General features: G+C 55.5%; 16 protein-coding genes. 10 read left to right on the top strand and 6 right to left on the bottom strand.

What is annotated here, in order from left to right; genetic code table 11:
- Positions 1–19: 19 nt before the first annotated feature.
- A complete protein-coding gene (gene yjjG / locus F3J40_RS13050) occupies positions 20–700 on the top strand; it encodes a pyrimidine 5'-nucleotidase (RefSeq protein ID WP_167015273.1) in 681 nt (226 codons plus the stop codon).
- A gap of 126 nt (positions 701–826) precedes the next feature.
- Positions 827–2,137 (top strand): type II toxin-antitoxin system HipA family toxin YjjJ, encoded by a 1,311-nt coding sequence (gene yjjJ / locus F3J40_RS13045; protein ID WP_167015271.1) that lies wholly within the window; start codon positions 827–829, stop codon positions 2,135–2,137.
- Between the two features lie 5 nt (positions 2,138–2,142).
- Here yjjJ and F3J40_RS13040 read toward each other — a convergent pair whose 3' ends face one another.
- Positions 2,143–2,799, bottom strand: a complete 657-nt coding sequence (locus tag F3J40_RS13040; protein WP_167015269.1) for a YtjB family periplasmic protein — start codon at positions 2,797–2,799, stop codon at positions 2,143–2,145.
- 107 nt (positions 2,800–2,906) lie between these two features.
- On the opposite strand from F3J40_RS13040, the gene serB reads away from it, so the two are divergent.
- From serB to nadR, 3 genes are read left to right on the top strand one after another with little or no spacing between them, the layout of a single operon-like run.
- Positions 2,907–3,872: a phosphoserine phosphatase gene (serB, locus tag F3J40_RS13035; RefSeq protein ID WP_017345638.1), complete on the top strand. Its 966-nt coding sequence runs from the start codon at positions 2,907–2,909 to the stop codon at positions 3,870–3,872.
- 25 nt (positions 3,873–3,897) lie between these two features.
- Complete coding sequence (gene radA / locus F3J40_RS13030; protein ID WP_017345637.1) at positions 3,898–5,280, top strand: DNA repair protein RadA; 1,383 nt, start codon at positions 3,898–3,900, stop codon at positions 5,278–5,280.
- A gap of 31 nt (positions 5,281–5,311) precedes the next feature.
- Positions 5,312–6,541: a multifunctional transcriptional regulator/nicotinamide-nucleotide adenylyltransferase/ribosylnicotinamide kinase NadR gene (nadR, locus tag F3J40_RS13025; protein ID WP_167015267.1), complete on the top strand. Its 1,230-nt coding sequence runs from the start codon at positions 5,312–5,314 to the stop codon at positions 6,539–6,541.
- Here the strand turns inward: nadR and F3J40_RS13020 are convergent.
- Complete coding sequence (locus tag F3J40_RS13020; RefSeq protein ID WP_167015265.1) at positions 6,535–7,536, bottom strand: zinc-binding alcohol dehydrogenase family protein; 1,002 nt, start codon at positions 7,534–7,536, stop codon at positions 6,535–6,537. The genes nadR and F3J40_RS13020 overlap by 7 nt on opposite strands.
- A gap of 135 nt (positions 7,537–7,671) precedes the next feature.
- Positions 7,672–9,339 (bottom strand): energy-dependent translational throttle protein EttA, encoded by a 1,668-nt coding sequence (ettA, locus tag F3J40_RS13015; RefSeq protein WP_167015263.1) that lies wholly within the window; start codon positions 9,337–9,339, stop codon positions 7,672–7,674.
- 233 nt (positions 9,340–9,572) lie between these two features.
- Between ettA and F3J40_RS13010 the strand changes: the two genes are divergently transcribed.
- Positions 9,573–10,097, top strand: coding sequence for a chorismate mutase (locus F3J40_RS13010; RefSeq protein WP_205297359.1), 525 nt, complete (start codon positions 9,573–9,575; stop codon positions 10,095–10,097).
- A 26-nt stretch (positions 10,098–10,123) separates the two neighbouring features.
- On the opposite strand, the gene deoR is transcribed toward F3J40_RS13010, so the two are convergent.
- Complete coding sequence (deoR, locus tag F3J40_RS13005) at positions 10,124–10,888, bottom strand: DNA-binding transcriptional repressor DeoR (RefSeq protein ID WP_167015261.1); 765 nt, start codon at positions 10,886–10,888, stop codon at positions 10,124–10,126.
- 211 nt (positions 10,889–11,099) lie between these two features.
- Between deoR and F3J40_RS13000 the strand changes: the two genes are divergently transcribed.
- The 3 genes from F3J40_RS13000 to trpR all read left to right on the top strand — a co-directional run bounded on the left by F3J40_RS13000 (position 11,100) and on the right by trpR (position 15,085).
- Complete coding sequence (locus tag F3J40_RS13000) at positions 11,100–12,713, top strand: methyl-accepting chemotaxis protein (protein ID WP_167015259.1); 1,614 nt, start codon at positions 11,100–11,102, stop codon at positions 12,711–12,713.
- An 88-nt stretch (positions 12,714–12,801) separates the two neighbouring features.
- A complete protein-coding gene (sltY, locus tag F3J40_RS12995; protein ID WP_167015257.1) occupies positions 12,802–14,721 on the top strand; it encodes a murein transglycosylase in 1,920 nt (639 codons plus the stop codon).
- Between the two features lie 46 nt (positions 14,722–14,767).
- Positions 14,768–15,085 (top strand): trp operon repressor, encoded by a 318-nt coding sequence (trpR, locus tag F3J40_RS12990; RefSeq protein WP_167015255.1) that lies wholly within the window; start codon positions 14,768–14,770, stop codon positions 15,083–15,085.
- Between the two features lie 9 nt (positions 15,086–15,094).
- Here trpR and yjjX read toward each other — a convergent pair whose 3' ends face one another.
- A complete protein-coding gene (gene yjjX, locus F3J40_RS12985) occupies positions 15,095–15,616 on the bottom strand; it encodes an inosine/xanthosine triphosphatase (protein WP_167015253.1) in 522 nt (173 codons plus the stop codon).
- A 47-nt stretch (positions 15,617–15,663) separates the two neighbouring features.
- Here yjjX and gpmB point away from each other — a divergent pair, with 47 nt between their 5' ends.
- Entirely contained in the window at positions 15,664–16,311 is a 648-nt protein-coding gene (gene gpmB / locus F3J40_RS12980; protein WP_167015251.1) for a 2,3-diphosphoglycerate-dependent phosphoglycerate mutase GpmB, read from the top strand.
- Positions 16,312–16,346: 35 nt separating this feature from the next.
- Here the strand turns inward: gpmB and robA are convergent, their stop codons facing one another.
- Positions 16,347–17,228, bottom strand: coding sequence for an MDR efflux pump AcrAB transcriptional activator RobA (gene robA / locus F3J40_RS12975; RefSeq protein WP_167015249.1), 882 nt, complete (start codon positions 17,226–17,228; stop codon positions 16,347–16,349).
- Positions 17,229–17,235: the final 7 nt, after the last annotated feature.

Below are 17,235 nucleotides of genomic sequence, written 5' to 3'. Positions count from 1 at the left end.
CGTTGTGCTAAGGAAGATTATGTTACAAGACTGGGACTGCATTCTGTTCGACGCCGACGACACGCTGTTTCATTTTGATGCCCTTGCCGGGTTGCAGCGTCTGTTCGCCAGTTATGATGTGCAGTTTACTGACCACGACTATGCAGAGTATCAGGCGATTAATAAGCCACTCTGGGTCGATTATCAAAACGGTGCCATCAGCGCACTGCAACTACAAACGCGCCGTTTCATCGGTTGGGGCGACAAACTTAGCGTCGCGCCTGAGGTGCTTAACAGCGGTTTTCTCGCGGCCATGGCTGAGATTTGCCAGCCGCTGGACGGTGCTGCGCACCTGCTGAAAACCCTGCATGGCAAAGTGCAGGTTGGCATCATCACCAACGGCTTTACGGCCTTGCAGCAGGCGCGCCTGGAGCGTACTGGCCTGCGCGAGCTGCTGGATGTGTTGGTGATCTCTGAGCAGGTTGGCGTGCCGAAACCGGATGTGCGTATTTTTGACCACACGCTGGCGCTGCTGGGCAACCCCGATCGTGAGCGTGTGCTGATGGTTGGCGATACGCCCGAATCCGATATTCTTGGCGGCATCAATGCCGGGCTGAAAACCTGCTGGCTGGATAACGGCTCTCGCGTGCTGCCCCCAGAAATCAAACCGACCTGGCAGGTACAGTCACTGGCCGAGCTAGAAGCGCTGCTGACGCGCTAAGAATCGTTTCACGAATAGTGCATGTTATGCGCCACAAAGCCCGCCAGTCGGGCTTTTTTTATAGTAGTATCGTTTCAAGAATCGTTTCAAGAATCGTTTCACGAATCATTTCATGGGCGTGCGAAAATGGCTGATTTAGTCTCTTTGTTGCTTGAAGATCCCCGCAGCGGCGCTGAGCTACAGGCGCTGCTTGGCATTAGCCCTGCGACGCTGTCGCGGCAGATTCGCAGCCAGCCGGAAGTGATCAGTTGGGGAAAAGCCCGTGCCACACGCTATGCCTTGCTCAGACCGATTCGCGATCGGCGTCAAATAGCCTTGTGGCGCGTAACATCACAAGGCGTCGCCGAAGAGGCTGGCACCTTATTCCCTGTCTGGCCGCAGGGGAGCTGTCTTTACGTTAATACTCAACAGCATGGGCAGTTCTACCCCGGTCTGCCGTGGTTTTTGCAGGATATGCGTCCGCAGGGCTTTCTTGGTCGGGCATGGGGGCGAGAGCATGCGGCGGTGTTGGGGCTGACGGCTGATATTCGCGAGTGGCAGGAAGAGGAGTGTTTGCTGGCGCTGGCTCTGTGCGGGGCAGATATGCCCGGTAACTGGCTGGTTGGCGAAACCACTTACCAGCGCTGGTTAACGGCAGCAGCAACATCACCCATCGGGGGAGCCGAAAAATCACAGCAATATCCGCGGTTGGCAAGTCAGGCATTAAGCGGTGAAGAGCCCGGTTCTTCTGCGGGCGGTGAGCAGCCGAAATTTCTCTGTTATGCCGATGTAGGTCACTGCCTGGTGAAATTCAGCACCAATGCAGAAAACGAAAATGGTCAGCGCTGGCGCGATATGCTGCGGGCAGAACATCATGCACTACAGCAGATGTTGCATGCCGGCCTGCCCGCTGCCCAGAGCCAACTGTATGAGAGCTGCGGTCAAGTGTTCCTTGAAGTACAGCGTTTTGATCGCTGTGGTGAGCGTGGCAGGTTCGGAATGGTGTCGCTGGAAGCACTGGTCGCGGAGTATGCAGGCAGACCCCAACAGTGGCCGCAGGCGTTGCAGGCGTTGCGACAGCAGAAAGTAATTTCCCAGCAGGCCGTCGAGCGCGGCACCTTACAGTGGGCATTTGGGCGGCTTATTGCTAACAGCGATATGCACGCCGGTAATTTGTCGTTTTTCACCGCTTCAGAGCCACTGGAGCTTACGCCAGCTTATGACATGCTGCCGATGGCGTTGGCCCCCAACAGCCAGGGTCATATGCGCAATGAAGTGGAGTTGCGTCTGGAAACGGCGTTGCCACGTGCAGTTTGGCAGCCAGCCTCAGCGCTGGCGCTGAGCTACTGGCAGGGTATTGAGCAGGACGAACGGTTCAGTGCTGGCTTCCGTGCCATTGCCCGTGCAGCACAGCAGCAGCTACAGGATATGCAGGCGGTGATCGCACGAATGGCCTGAACGGCTTACGGCGTTTTCTTTTCTTCCTCGGTCTCATCCTCTTCTTCTGGCACCGGCGTGCTAGCCGTAAGCAGGAAAGGGGATTGCTGCCAGCGTGTGCGGCGGTCGCGCAGCAGGGTGCGGGAGAGAATAATGCCAATGGCCAGGGCGGTTAACATCATCAGGCGCAGTAGGTTAGTGGTGTTATCCACCTGACGTGATTCTGTCACCAGCACGTGCGTATCCAGCGTGATGCGCAAGAATCCGAGCGGACCATCACTGCCACCCAGCGGTTGTACGATTTGGTGATTAAAATAACTGCCTGCGCGGCGGCCATCTAACGCCAGCCGGTCACGGACATTAATGCCTTCTCCGCTCCGTGCCACCAGCGAGCCGTCATCAGCATAGACCGAAGCATCAAGAATACGGTTGTTGCTGGTCATCTGTTGCAGGATGGCTTCAATCTGCGGGCGGTTATCGTCGCTGTTGTCCATCAGCGGTTGCAGGGAGAATGCCACCTGCTTCGCCAGTGCGCGCGCCAGATCTTCCACCTGCTCAGAGCGTGCCATTTGATGGCCGAGACTGAACCATGATGCGCCCTGCATCAGGATCACCAGCAGCGCCAGTGAGATCAAGACAATCACCGTTCGGTGCAGTCGAAATTTTAGTGTGGATTTTGCCATTACCAACCCGGGTCACATCGCAACAGAAAGCAGACAGATTATGTTGCCAGAAGCGGCGCAGACAAGGTAGCCTTCTGCGTGGTTTTGTTGTCCCTACAGGAGCCGTAATGCCTAACAGTTTAACCTGGTGCGATCTGCCTGCCGATGTCTCTCTCTGGCCAGGTCTGCCTCTCTCTCTCAGCGGTGATGAAGTGATGCCGTTGGATTATCGTGCTGGACGTACCGGCTGGCTGCTGTACGGGCGCAAGCTGGATAAGCAGCGCCTGACGGATTACCAGCATAAGCTGGGCGCCGCGATGGTGATCGTCAGTGCCTGGAGCGTGGATGATTATCATGTCATTCGCCTGGCGGGCTCGTTGACGCCAAGAGCCACTGAGCTGGCGCACAACAACGGGCTGGACGTCGCGCCACTCGGTAAGATTCCGCATCTGAAAACGCCAGGACTGCTGGTGATGGATATGGACTCCACCGCGATTGAGATTGAATGTATTGATGAGATCGCCAAGCTGGCGGGCAGCGGTGAACTGGTCGCGGAAGTGACCGAGCGCGCTATGCGCGGTGAGCTGGATTTCAAAGCCAGCCTGCGCCAACGTGTTGCGACTCTGAAAGGGGCTGATGCCAATATTCTCAAGCAGGTACGTGATACCCTGCCGCTGATGCCAGGCCTGAAAACGCTGGTCGCACAGTTGCAAGGTTTTGGCTGGCAGGTGGCGATTGCCTCCGGCGGCTTTACTTACTATGCCGATTATCTGCGCGATACGCTGGGCCTCGCTGCTGCTGCTGCAAATGAGCTGGAAATGCGCGATGGCAAACTCACGGGCGAAGTGGTTGGTCCGATTGTCGATGCGCAATATAAAGCCGATACGCTGTTGAAGCTGGCTGAGCGTTTTGAAATTGCCGCCGATCAAACCGTTGCGATTGGTGATGGCGCCAATGATTTGCCGATGATCAAAGTGGCTTCGCTGGGGATTGCCTATCATGCGAAGCCAAAAGTGAACGAACAGACCGAAATCACCATTCGCCATGCGGATCTGATGGGTGTGCTGTGTATTTTAAGCGGCAGCCTGCATTAATTCGGGTTGTCACTGAGGAGTTGATTTGGCCAAAGCGGCAAAACGCGCGTTCGTCTGCAATGAGTGCGGCGCTGACTATCCACGTTGGCAGGGGCAATGTAGCGCCTGCCAGGCCTGGAACACCATCACTGAAGTCCGTTTAGCGGCTTCCCCTGCGGCAGCCCGCAACGAGCGGCTGAGCGGCTATGCGGGCAGTGCGGGCGTTAGCCGGGTACAGAAGCTGTCGGAAATCAGCCTGGAAGCCTTGCCACGCTTCTCCACCGGGTTTAAAGAGTTTGACCGGGTGCTGGGCGGCGGTGTGGTGCCGGGCAGTGCGATTTTAATCGGCGGTAATCCCGGTGCCGGTAAGTCCACGCTGCTGCTGCAGGTGATGTGCCGTCTGGCACAGGAGATGAAGACCCTTTACGTCACAGGGGAAGAGTCACTACAGCAGGTGGCAATGCGTGCACACCGTCTCGGGTTGCCGGCAGAGAACCTCAATATGCTGTCAGAAACCAGCATTGAGCAAATTTGCCTGATTGCCGAGCAGGAGCAGCCGAGGTTGATGGTGATCGACTCTATTCAGGTGATGCACATGGCGGAGATCCAGTCTTCGCCGGGCAGCGTAGCGCAAGTGCGTGAAACGGCCGCGTACCTGACGCGCTTCGCCAAAACCCGTGGGGTGGCGATCGTAATGGTGGGCCACGTGACCAAAGATGGCTCGCTGGCCGGTCCTAAAGTGCTGGAACACTGCATTGACTGCTCGGTGTTACTGGACGGGGATGCGGATTCCCGTTTCCGTACCCTGCGCAGCCATAAAAACCGTTTTGGTGCCGTCAATGAACTGGGCGTTTTCGCCATGACCGAACAGGGGATGCGTGAAGTCAGCAACCCCTCAGCGATTTTCCTGTCACGCGGGGACGAGATTACTTCTGGCAGTTCCGTGATGGTGGTATGGGAAGGTACACGTCCGCTGCTGGTCGAAATTCAGGCGCTGGTCGATCACTCCATGATGGGCAACCCGCGCCGTGTTGCCGTTGGCCTGGAGCAGAACCGCCTGGCGATTCTGCTGGCAGTCTTGCACCGCCACGGTGGATTACAGATGGCGGATCAGGACGTGTTCGTCAACGTAGTCGGTGGGGTGAAAGTCACCGAAACCAGTGCTGACCTGGCGTTATTACTGGCGATGGTTTCCAGCCTCCGCGATCGCCCACTGCCGCAGGATTTGGTGATCTTCGGTGAAGTGGGGCTGGCTGGTGAAATCCGCCCGGTGCCAAGCGGCCAGGAGCGCATTTCTGAGGCAGCGAAGCACGGATTTAAACGTGCCATCGTCCCGGCAGGTAATGCGCCGAAAAAAGAGATTGAAGGCATGAAAGTTTACAGTGCGAAGAAGCTAGCCGATGCGCTGGCCATTCTGGATGAGCTGTAACTTTCCCCACTAATCAGGCAGGAGGCACGACGTGTCGTCGTTTGACTACTTAAAAACGGCTATCCGACAGCAGGGCCATACGCTGCAACAGGTGGCAGATGCCAGTGGCATGACCAAAGGCTACTTGAGCCAGCTGATCAACGCCAAAATCAAAAGCCCAAGTGCGCAGAAGCTGGAAGCACTGCACCGTTTCCTTGGGCTGGAGTTTCCCCGTCAGGCAAAAACGGTCGGGGTGATTTTTGGTAAGTTTTACCCGTTACATACCGGCCATATCTACCTGATTCAGCGCGCCTGTAGCCAGGTGGATGAGCTGCATATCATCATGGGCCATGATGAGCCACGCGATCGCCTGCTGTTTGAGAACAGCGCCATGTCGCAGCAACCCACGGTGGCTGATCGCTTACGCTGGCTGCTACAGACGTTCAAATATCAAAAGAACATCCGTATCCACTCGTTTGATGAAGAGGGGATTGAGCCTTATCCGCACGGCTGGGATGTGTGGAGTACCGGGGTCAATGCGTTTCTCACTGAGAAAGGCATCGTACCGGACTGCATCTACACCAGCGAAGAGGCGGATGCCCCGATGTACGAGCAGGTGCTGGGCGTTCCGGCTATTGTTATCGATCCGAACCGATCGTTTATGAGCATCAGCGGGGCACAGATCAGGCAGGATCCGTTCCGCTACTGGGACTACATTCCGACGGAAGTGAAGCCGTTTTTCGTGCGCACTGTGGCGATCCTCGGGGGCGAATCGAGCGGCAAATCGACGCTGGTCAATAAGCTCGCTAACATCTTCAATACCACCAGCGCCTGGGAGTTTGGACGCGACTATGTGTTCTCACATTTAGGTGGGGATGAGATCGCTCTGCAATACTCCGATTACGATAAAATCGCGCTCGGTCAGGCGCAGTACATCGATTTTGCGGTGAAATATGCCAATAAAGTCGCCTTTATTGATACCGACTTTATTACCACGCAGGCGTTTTGCCTCAAGTATGAAGGGCGTGAACACCCGTTTATTCAGGCCATGATCGATGAATACCGCTTTGACCTGGTGATTTTGCTGGAGAATAACGTGCCGTGGGTGGCCGATGGCCTACGCAGTCTCGGCAGCTCAATGGATCGTAAAGAGTTTCAGTCGATGTTGATCACCATGCTGCGGGAGAACAACATCGACTTTGTCCACGTACGCGAAGATGACTACGATAACCGCTTCCTGCGCTGTATCGAGCTGGTGCGCAAGATGTTAGGCGATCAGTAGACGATCACCACTTTGCCGCGCATATGCCCTGCCAGTACTTTCTGGTGCGCGGCCTGCAGTGTTTCCACGCTCAGGCCGTGCAGCACCTCGCTTAAGGTACTTTGTAATTTTCCGCCATCTACCAGAGCGGCGACATCGTTCAGAATCTCACCCTGACGCGCGATATCCGGGGTATTGAACATGCTGCGGGTATACATAAATTCAAAATGCAGTGCAGCACTCTTCAGCTTCAGCTGATCCATCGCCAGGGGTTTTTCGTTTTCAACGATGGTGCAGATGTGGCCCTGCGGCGCAATCAGCTTCGCCATGTTTTCCCAGTGGCCATCGGTATCGTTCAGGCAGAAGATGTAATCCACCTGCTTGATGCCCTGTTTCTCCAGTTCACCCACCAGGTCCTGATAATTAACCACCAGGTCCGCACCGCGATCGCGGCACCACTGGGCGGAGTCTTCCCGTGACGCGGTGGCGATCACTTTCACTTTGCTGTGCAGTTTTGCCAGCGGAATCGCCAGCGAACCCACACCACCGGCACCGCCTACGATGAGCAGCGTTTGGTTTTCACCTGCCGATGAGAGATTCAGTCGCTCAAACAATCCTTCCCATGCCGTCAAGGCGGTCAGGGGCAAGGCCGCTGCGGCTGCCCAATCGAGGCTGGTGGGTTTGTGGCCGACAATGCGTGCATCGACGAGCTGTTGGCTGCTGTTGCTGCCAGGACGGGTAATATCGCCCGCATAGTACACCTGATCGCCAACCTTGAAGTTGCTGACTTGAGTACCAACAGCTAATACCACACCGCTGGCATCCCAGCCGAGAATGCGCGGCTCAGAGAGGCCGTTTTTGACCGCACCTTTATGCACCTTGGTATCGACCGGATTGACCGAGGCTGCACGGACTTCCACCAGCAGATCGTACTCGCCGGGTTGCGGTGTCGGTTGTTCAATCGCAATAAAATTTTTCGTATCAGCGGGGTTAACCGCAATCGCATGAAGGGTCATGGCTGTTCTCCTGTCTCAAACAGCAAGTGTAGATGTCGGAGCAATAAGATGAACAATCTTTGGGATGGACGCTAGGCAGCTTGTGCGGCACAGGATGCGGGGATAAAAAAGGCGGCATTGCTGCCGCCTGTAAGATTACTTCGCCATACGCTTGTACTTGATACGCTTCGGCTCCAGCGCTTCCGCGCCGAGGGTGCGTTTCTTGTACTCTTCGTACTCGGTAAAGTTACCTTCGAAGAACTCGATCTTACCTTCGTCCTGGTAGTCGATGATGTGCGTCGCGATACGGTCGAGGAACCAACGGTCGTGCGAGATAACCATCGCACAGCCTGGGAACTCCAGCAGGGCGTTTTCCAGTGCGCGCAGGGTTTCGATGTCCAGGTCGTTGGTTGGTTCATCGAGCAGCAACAGGTTACCGCCAACTTGCAGCAGTTTCGCCAGGTGCAGACGGCCACGCTCACCACCAGACAACTCGCCCACGCGTTTGCCCTGGTCGGTGCCTTTGAAGTTAAAGCGGCCGACGTAAGCACGGCTTGGCATTTCGGTGGTGCCGATACGCATAATGTCCTGGCCGCCAGAAACTTCTTCCCAAACGGTTTTGGAGCCGTCCATTGAATCACGGAACTGATCAACCGAAGCCAGCTTCACGGTTTCACCCAGTTCGATGCTGCCGGAATCAGGCTGTTCCTGACCAGACATCATGCGGAACAGGGTAGATTTACCCGCACCGTTTGGACCGATAATCCCGACAATCGCACCTTTTGGCAGCGAGAAGGAGAGATCGTCAATCAGAACGCGATCGCCATACGACTTTTTCAGGTTGGTCACTTCAACCACTTTGTCACCGAGGCGCGCCCCAGGTGGAATGAACAATTCGTTGGTTTCGTTACGTTTCTGGTACTCAGTGTTGTTCAGCTCTTCGAAGCGTGCCAGACGTGCTTTACCTTTCGACTGACGGCCTTTGGCACCCTGACGCACCCACTCCAGCTCTTTCTCAATCGATTTACGGCGTGCCGCTTCGGAAGAGGCTTCCTGTGCCAGACGCTCATCTTTCTGTTCCAGCCAGGAAGAGTAGTTACCTTCCCATGGAATACCTTCACCACGGTCCAGCTCGAGGATCCAACCGGCAACGTTATCGAGGAAGTAACGGTCGTGGGTGATGGCTACCACGGTCCCTTCGAAGTCGTGCAGGAAGCGTTCCAGCCATGCCACGGATTCCGCATCCAGGTGGTTGGTCGGTTCGTCGAGCAGCAGCATGTCTGGTTTTTCCAGCAGCAGGCGGCACAGGGCCACACGGCGACGCTCACCACCGGACAGGTTGCCAATTTTGGCATCCCAGTCTGGCAGGCGCATCGCATCTGCGGCACGGTTCAGTTGCGTATCGAGGTTGTGACCATCGTGCGCCTGGATCACTTCTTCCAGACGACCCTGTTCAGCAGCCAGTTTATCGAAGTCCGCATCCGGATCGGCATACAGTGCGTACACTTCATCCAGGCGCTTCAGTGCACCAACGACTTCGGAAACCGCCTCTTCTACCGACTCACGCACGGTATGTTCTGGGTTCAGCTTTGGTTCTTGTGGCAGATAGCCCACTTTAATACCTGGCTGTGGACGTGCTTCCCCTTCGATATCCGTATCGATACCCGCCATGATGCGCAGCAGGGTAGATTTACCCGCGCCGTTCAGGCCGAGAACGCCGATTTTCGCCCCAGGGAAAAAGCTGAGTGAGATGTTCTTCAGAATGTGACGCTTCGGCGGAACCACTTTGCCGACGCGATGCATGCTATAGACGAATTGAGCCACGTTGTAATGAGCCTCTGTTGACGGGTTGCAGGTGTCAGCCTGTAACCGGTGGGATAACGAAAACTTCAGGTGGGGATCATCGGCCACAGGGCAAATGCCATCCTGGTCTTCAAACTGTTCGTATTGCCCGATTTTAGCCTTTTTTTACTTTCCGGCCCAGCATCACCTGTAGCAAAATGCGCCTCGCGTTGATGATTAAATCCGGTGAATGTTGCAATGGATAAGGAATCGCCATGAAAAAGACACTTTGTGTACTGATGCTCGCTTTTAGCGCCAGTTCGCTGGCCGCTCCGGTGACCAGCTCCCGGCTGGCTGAACTGATCAATCAACGGCTGGGTTATATGCAGGCGGTGGCCGCAGATAAAGCCCGCACGCATAAAGCGGTGGAAGATCTGGCTCAGGAGCAGCAGGTACTGGCGCGAACTGCACAGCGTGCCGTCGAACTGGGGCTGGATGGAGAGTCGGTGAAGCCGTTTATTCAGGCACAGATGGATGCCGCGAAAGCCATTCAGTATCGCTATCGGGCTGACTGGCTGGCGCAGCCGGATACCGCGTTGCCAAACCTGTCACTGGCTGAGGTGCGCGAAAAAATCAGCAGCCTGAGCGATGCGGTACTGACGCAGACCGCACAGCTGTTAAAGCAAAAATCTCCGCCTGACAAAGCGCAATTCCTTGCCCATCTTCAACAAACGCATCTCTCAACGGCAGATAAGTTGCATATCTGGCAGGCGCTAGGGGAAGTTAAGCTCGCGCAATAATATTGCTGCCGGCTTGAGGCCTGGGGTCAGTCACAATGCAAGCTGACGCCAGCGCGCTCCAGCTCACGTTGTAATTCTGGCGGCGGTACACTGTCGCTGACCAGAATATCGAACAGTGAAAAATCTCCGATGCGAGCCGGCAGCACTTTGCCGTACTTGCTGCTATCGCCCACCACGATCTTCTGCTGTGCTCGCTGGAGCGCCCGCTGTTTAACCGGCAGTTCGTTGAGGTTGTAGCAGGTGGCACCCTGTAATACATCCAGCCCCGCGGCGGAGATAAAGGCTTTGTTCGGGTTGATGCTATCCAGTACCGACTCCAGCGCCAGCGGCGTAAATACTGCGTTATCCGGGTGAAATTCCCCTCCGCTCAGGATCACCCGACAGCGGGGTTTTTCGCGTAGCGCCAGGAAGGTATTGATTGCGCTGCACACCGCAGTGAACGGCAGCTCGTTATCAATCGCATCAATCACCAGCGGTAGCGTGGTACCACAGTCAAAAAAGATGATGTCATTCGCTTCCACCAGCGCCGCCGCGTGTTGCGCCAGACGCTGTTTTTTCGCGACGTTCAGGTTTTGTTGGTCACTGACAAAATAGTGCGCTACCTGCTGGCGCGGATCGCGCACGATGTAGCCCCCAAGCAATACGACACTGCTGGCAGACTCGCCCAGATCGCGGCGAATAGTCATTTCAGAGACGCCAAGCAATTGAGCGGCTTCTTTCAGATGCAGTTTATCAGTACGCTTCAGCGCCTGCGCCAGGCGGACGATGCGTTCTTCACGACGGGTTTCCATTGCGGGCAGGCTCCTTACCACACTCAATCAGTCAGCCAACATAGTACAGTGCTGAAACAAGGTAAACCGACAAATTTCAGCAAGTTGAGAACACCCTTTCTCTTGTCACAAAAACTTCACGCAATTCATCACATCGTCTGCCGATAACCCGCAGGGTTCAGGCTGCGCCTTTTGCGCAATTATCCTGTGTTCACCTGCGCGTAGAGGATTTATGAAGCTTAATCATTTTAAAATTGGTCATCGCTTAGCCTGTCTGGCTGGGCTACTTCTGTTTGCAACTTTACTGACTGGTGCGCGCGGTTTGCTGGTGAATCAGCAGGCATTAGCCAACAATCAGGCGATCATGGCGCAGGAGTTGCTGATTGCCGAAAGCATAGACACTGCGCGTAATGCGCAGGTGCATTTTAAAATTCAGGTTCAGGAGTGGAAAGATACGCTGTTACGCGGTGCTCAGGGAACCGAGATGTTTAATAAATACAAAACGGCATTTTTGCAGGAGAGCCAGCAAACGCAGGAGCTGCTGTTCCATCTGTTACGTATCCAGAAGCAACTGGGGATGAGCACGACCGCCGTCGAAAAAACCCGAGAAATACATGCGGGTCTTGAAGCTAACTATCTTCATGCCCTGGAGAATTACGATCAGCATGATATTGGCAGTGCTCAGCGCGTCGATAAGCTGGTGAAAGGTATTGACCGTGCACCAACCCAGATGATTGACGATTTGGTCACTGCAACGCTACAGCAATCGCAGGAGATGCACCAAACCATTGCGGCCAGTAACTTGCAAAACTATCAGCACACGCGGATGACGCTGCTGCTGGGCATGGGAAGTGTGCTACTGCTGGGTACGCTTGTCACCTGCTGGCTGATACAGAGTATTACCCGGCCGTTGCATCAGTCGATTGCGGTAGCAAAAAGGGTCGCCAGCGGCGATTTGACGGGTCAAATTACGGTTAAAGGCGCGGATGAAACAGCACAGCTTATGCTGGCGCTGCGAGAAATGAACGACAACCTGACACGTATCGTCAGCAGTGTGCGGGCCGGTACGGATGCGATTGCCCAGACCACAGAGCAGGTTGCCGACGGCAGCCGGGAACTCTCTGTTCGTAATGAAGCGCAGGCCAGTGCATTAGAGCAAACCGCAGCGTCAATGGAAGAGCTGACCTCCGTGGTCAAAAACAATGCCAGTAACGCACAGCATGCCAGTGATATCGCTCAGCACACGCGGGATCGTGCGGCAGAAGGTGGCGTGGTGGTGGATAAGGTCGTGGTGGCCATGGATGAAATTCACCAGTTTTCTCAGGAAATTAATGAAATTGTCACTGTCATTGATGGCATCGCATTTCAGACCAATATTCTCGCGCTCAATGCGGCTGTCGAAGCTGCGCGTGCGGGCAATGAAGGGCTCGGCTTTGCTGTCGTCGCGGCGGAAGTCCGTGCTCTGGCACAGCGATCGAGTGTTGCTGCAAGAGACATCCGCGCACTGACGGACCGCTCGGTAGGGTTAATTTCTCACGGCAATACCTTAGTTAAAGGCGCGGGAAGTTCAATGCAGGAGATCGTGTGCAGCGTTAAGCAACTGTGCGAGCTAATGGAAAATATCTCCGCAGCCAGCACTGAGCAGAGCAGTGGGATTGAACAGGTTAATCTGGCTGTGACGCATCTGGATGCTGCCACCCAACAGAATGCAACACTTTCACAGCAATCTTCCCACGCGGCACGTGACCTGAATCAACAGGTTAATGTGCTGGTCAATAATGTCAGCGTCTTCCGCCTTGAAGCTGAAACCCGCGAGGAAACCTCACCATCACCACAACCAGCTTAAGTAAATTTCTTAAAGGGCGTGGCAAGACGCCGTTCCCCTGGTTAGCATTACTCGGGCCGCAGTAGTGCAGCGATATGAGGAGAGCAGAGTGGAGAAGTGGCGAAACTGGATGTTAGGTGTCTGTCTGGTCAGTATGGCAGGCAGCGCGTGGGCTGATTCACTGGATCAGCAGCGGCAGCGTTATCAGCAAATCAAGCAGGCGTGGGATCAGAAGCAGATGGATACCGTCAATCAGCTGATGCCGACGCTGAAAGATTATCCACTCTACCCCTATCTGGAATACCGCATGCTGGCGCAGGACCTCGATCAGGAGCCTGCGCTCGCCATCAATAATTTCATTCAACAATATCCCACGCTGCCACCGGCCCGTTCACTGCGCACCCGTTTTGTTAACGTGCTGGCGAATCGTCAGGACTGGCAGGGCGTGTTGAATTTTAGCCCAACGGAACCACAGCCGGTGCAGGCGCGTTGTAACTGGTATTACGCCAAGTGGGCCACCGGCCAGCAGCAGGCGGCATGGGCTGGCGCGAAATCAATCTGGCTGCGTGGAACCGCGTTGCCGAACGACTGCGATAAACTCTTCTCTGCCTGGCAGGCCGCCGGGCAACTGTCGCCGATTACCATCCTGGAACGTATCCGTTTGGCGATGAAGGCCGGTAATGACAGCCTGGTCAACTACCTGGCGAAGATGCTGCCCGCTGATTACCAGACCATGGCGAATGCCATTATGGCACTACAGCAGAACCCGCTTACCGTGGTGACGTTCGCGAACAGCGTGGGCCCAACCGACTTTACCCGTCAGGCAACGGCGTATGCGTTTGCTCGCGTGGCGCGTGATGATGTGGAAAATGCTCGCAGTATGATCCCGCAGTTGGTGCAGGCGCAGAAAATGAGCCCTGCCGAAGCTCAGGGGCTGAAAGAGACGGTGGTATGGCGTCTGATGGGCATGGACCTGACCACAGAACAGGCGCGCTGGCGCGACAGTGTGGTGATGGACAGCGAGTCCACCGCGCTGCTGGAGCGTCGGGTTCGTCTGGCGCTCTCTACCAATGACAAACGGGGTCTGAATACCTGGATTGCACGCCTGTCGCCGGAAGACAAAGAGAAAGATGAGTGGCAATACTGGCAGGCAGATTTGCTGATTTCTCAGGGCCGCAAGGAAGAGGGCGATGAGATCCTGCGTAAGCTGATGCAGGGGCGTGGCTTCTATCCGATGGTCGCCGCACAGCGCCTCGGTGTGGATTATCCACTGCAAATTGATACGGCACCGCGCCCGGATGCCGCCACCGTTCAGGGGCCAGAACTGGCACGCGTACGTGAGCTGATGTACTGGGGGCTGGATAACCTGGCGCGCAGCGAGTGGGCCAACCTCATCAACAGTAAAACCCACGTCCAGCAGCAGATGCTGGCGCGTTACGCGAGTGAGCAAGACTGGTGGGATCTCAGCGTGCAGGCCACGATTACCGCTAAAATGTGGAACAGTTTGCAGGAGCGTTTCCCGCTGGCGTGGCAGAATCTCTATCAGCAGTACACCGCAGGCAAAGGCATTCCGCAAAGCTATGCCATGGCTATTTCTCGTCAGGAGAGTGCGTGGAACCCGAAAATTCGCTCTCCGGTCGGTGCCAGTGGTCTGATGCAGGTGATGCCAGCCACCGCAGCGCACACCGTGAAGATGTACAGTATCCCGGGTTATGTGAACAGCTCGCAGTTGCTGGATCCGCAAACCAACATCGAGATCGGTACGCAGTATCTTGAGTATGTTTACCAGCAGTTTGATCAGAACCGTATCTTTGCTTCGGCAGCTTACAATGCTGGCCCTTCCAGAGTACGCACCTGGCTGGGGAACAGCGCAGGCAGGCTGGATGCCGTCGCGTTTATCGAGACTATCCCGTTCTCTGAAACGCGTGGCTATGTGAAGAACGTGCTGGCTTACGACGCTTACTATCGCCATTTCCTTGGCAAGCCGGATAAAATCCTGGCTGACGGGGAGTGGAATCACGCTTACTGACTATGTTATGCTTCCGTACTCATCAATGAGTACGGAAGTCTCCACCATGTCACACTCTGACGCTGTAGTTGCTGAACACCCTACGGAAGATAACTGGCAACGCTTTATTGGCATGATGCAGCAGGCTTTTGCTGATGGTCAGTCGTTGCCGCTGTTGCAACTGATGCTCACCCCCGATGAGCGCGAAGCGCTTGGCACCCGTTTGCGCATCATCGAAGCGTTGTTACAGGGTGAAATCAGCCAGCGCGAACTGAAAAGTGAGTTAGGGGTAGGGATTGCCACCATTACCCGAGGCTCTAACAGCCTGAAGGAAGCACCGCCAGAGCTCAAACGCTGGCTGGAAAACTGGCTGGTGCGCGAGTAAACCCACAGCTTAACGTTGTTGATACAGTGGATGCACGAACGGGCACAGAGCCAGAATCAGCGCCTGATGATAGACGCTGGAGCGGCTTAACAGTCCGTTGGTGAATGCGCCAATTGCGCCGCCTTTCTGCTTAATATTATCGACGCCGGTCAGGCGCGCCATCTCATCACCCAGTTCGTTCCCCGCTTCTAATCCTGCCATCACCACGGGCGGCAGGGTAAAGCTGGCGGAACGCGATTCACCGCGTTGCTGTGGGTTTTCAACCACCATCCAGGCGAAAGCGCAGTCGCCTTCAATCCCGGCTTCAATGGCGACCCAGAAATCGGCATCAGCACGTATTTCTCGCGCGTTTGCTACCCGCTGACGTGCGCCAGTTCTCGTTTCCACATCAGAAAGGGGCTGTGCTGCTACGCCGCTCTCGACCCCCACCCCCTCAATATGGCAGGATCCTGCGCCGAAAACGTCGCTGAACGCTTGATCAATTGCGCGAATTTTTGCGGGATTGGTGGTGGCTGCGACAACATGGTACATAATTGATCCTCATCGGCGAATTTGTCGCAGTATAACGGAAGCAAAGCATGTTACAGGTCTATCTTGTTCGTCATGGCGAAACGCTGTGGAATGCCGAACGGCGTATTCAGGGCCAGTCAGATAGCGCACTGACGGCGCAAGGAGAGCAGCAGGCACGTCAGGTTGGGCAGCGGGTGAAAACCTTTGGTATCACCCATATCATCAGCAGCGATCTCGGACGCACCCGAGCCACCGCAGAGATTATCGCTGCGGCCTGTGGTTGCGAAGTGCGTTATGACAAGCGCCTGCGTGAACTGAATATGGGCGTCCTGGAAGAGCGTACGCTGGCGAGTCTGACAGAAGAGGAAGAGGGCTGGCGTAAAGCGCTGGTGGATGGCACGGTAGATGGCCGTATTCCACAGGGCGAATCGATGGCTGAAATGGCGACGCGCATGCATGAAGCGCTCAATGCCTGCCTGGAACTGCCGGAAGGCAGTCGCCCGCTGATTGTCAGCCACGGCATGGCATTAGGCGTGTTAGTGGGGACAATTCTTGGTCTTCCCGCGAACGCTGAACGTCGCCTGCGTCTGCGCAACTGCTCTATTTCTCGCGTGGATTACCAGCAAAGCCCTTGGCTAGCGGGGGGATGGGTGGTGGAGACTGCGGGTGGGATTGCACATCTTGATGCACCTTCACTCGATGAGCTTCAGCGCTAAAAAAGAAGCCGCCCTGTAAACCGGGCGGCGTCATATTATCCGGCTTGCTGCGGGCGGATGGGAATCAGATATTCACAACGAATTTCTGTTGGTGGCTCGCTGCGCTTTTTACCGCCATGGGTATAAAAACGCTCGAGATCCTGACCCTGACGGCGGGTAAGTCCCAGCGTCGGCATGCAGGTGCCGTAAAGCAGCAGAATAAAATCTTGCAGACCTGAGCGTGGGCCAGTGTAAGTAAACTGGACGAAATCACCGCCCTCCAGCGTCACTGGCTGACCTGAGAGCAGGCTTTTTGCTGCTTCATCATCCGGTACTGCCGTGGTGTAGGAGATCTCCTGCTCATCATCCTTTTCGTGGCTAGCGTGTGACTCGTGCAGGCCATACAGTATCGGTGGCACAGTGTCGGTCTCTAGCAGGAACTGCTTCCAGAAATGCATGCGCATCTCATCACGGAAGCTGGAAATCTGTTCCAGCGTGCAGGTGTAGCTCTGGGTCTGCCCCAATAGCCGCGTCTGCGATAGGTTGACAAAACTGGCCGCTGGCATGGAGTCATCATCCAGGCGGATCGGCGGACGTATGCCAAACGAATTCCAGTCTGAAGAACGGCGATACCAGGCAGGTGTCTGATCGAACTGTTTTTTAAATGCCCGGGTAAAAGTTTGCTGTGAGTCGAAGCGGTACTGCAGCGCGATATCCAGAATAGGACGGCTGGTTAGACGTAGCGCAACAGCGGCTTTGGACAGGCGACGAGCCCGGATATAGGCACCAATGGCATGACCGGTGACATCCTTAAACATCCTTTGTAAATGCCATTTGGAATAGCCTGCCTTGACGGCAACATTATCCAGGGAAAGGGGCTGATCAAGGTGACTCTCCAGCCAGACAAGCAAATCACGAATAATACCAGCCTGGTCCATATTACTT

Source organism: Candidatus Pantoea multigeneris (assembly GCF_011752615.1).
GTDB classification, from domain to species: Bacteria; Pseudomonadota; Gammaproteobacteria; order Enterobacterales; family Enterobacteriaceae; genus Pantoea; species Pantoea multigeneris.
Note: the sequence above shows the minus strand (reverse complement) of the source record. Positions and strands in the feature narration are given on the sequence as shown.

Excerpts from the sequence above, each read along its gene's own strand:
- deoR (WP_167015261.1), bottom strand. The coding sequence starts at position 10,888 with ATGGAAACCCGTCGTGAAGAACGCATCGTCCGCCTGGCGCAGGCGCTG.
- yjjG (WP_167015273.1), top strand. The coding sequence starts at position 20 with ATGTTACAAGACTGGGACTGCATTCTGTTCGACGCCGACGACACGCTG.
- serB (WP_017345638.1), top strand. The coding sequence starts at position 2,907 with ATGCCTAACAGTTTAACCTGGTGCGATCTGCCTGCCGATGTCTCTCTC.
- gpmB (WP_167015251.1), top strand. The coding sequence starts at position 15,664 with ATGTTACAGGTCTATCTTGTTCGTCATGGCGAAACGCTGTGGAATGCC.
- yjjJ (WP_167015271.1), top strand. The coding sequence starts at position 827 with ATGGCTGATTTAGTCTCTTTGTTGCTTGAAGATCCCCGCAGCGGCGCT.
- trpR (WP_167015255.1), top strand. The coding sequence starts at position 14,768 with ATGTCACACTCTGACGCTGTAGTTGCTGAACACCCTACGGAAGATAAC.
- robA (WP_167015249.1), bottom strand. The coding sequence starts at position 17,228 with ATGGACCAGGCTGGTATTATTCGTGATTTGCTTGTCTGGCTGGAGAGT.
- yjjX (WP_167015253.1), bottom strand. The coding sequence starts at position 15,616 with ATGTACCATGTTGTCGCAGCCACCACCAATCCCGCAAAAATTCGCGCA.
- F3J40_RS13000 (WP_167015259.1), top strand. The coding sequence starts at position 11,100 with ATGAAGCTTAATCATTTTAAAATTGGTCATCGCTTAGCCTGTCTGGCT.
- F3J40_RS13020 (WP_167015265.1), bottom strand. The coding sequence starts at position 7,536 with ATGACCCTTCATGCGATTGCGGTTAACCCCGCTGATACGAAAAATTTT.
- F3J40_RS13010 (WP_205297359.1), top strand. The coding sequence starts at position 9,573 with ATGAAAAAGACACTTTGTGTACTGATGCTCGCTTTTAGCGCCAGTTCG.
- F3J40_RS13040 (WP_167015269.1), bottom strand. The coding sequence starts at position 2,799 with ATGGCAAAATCCACACTAAAATTTCGACTGCACCGAACGGTGATTGTC.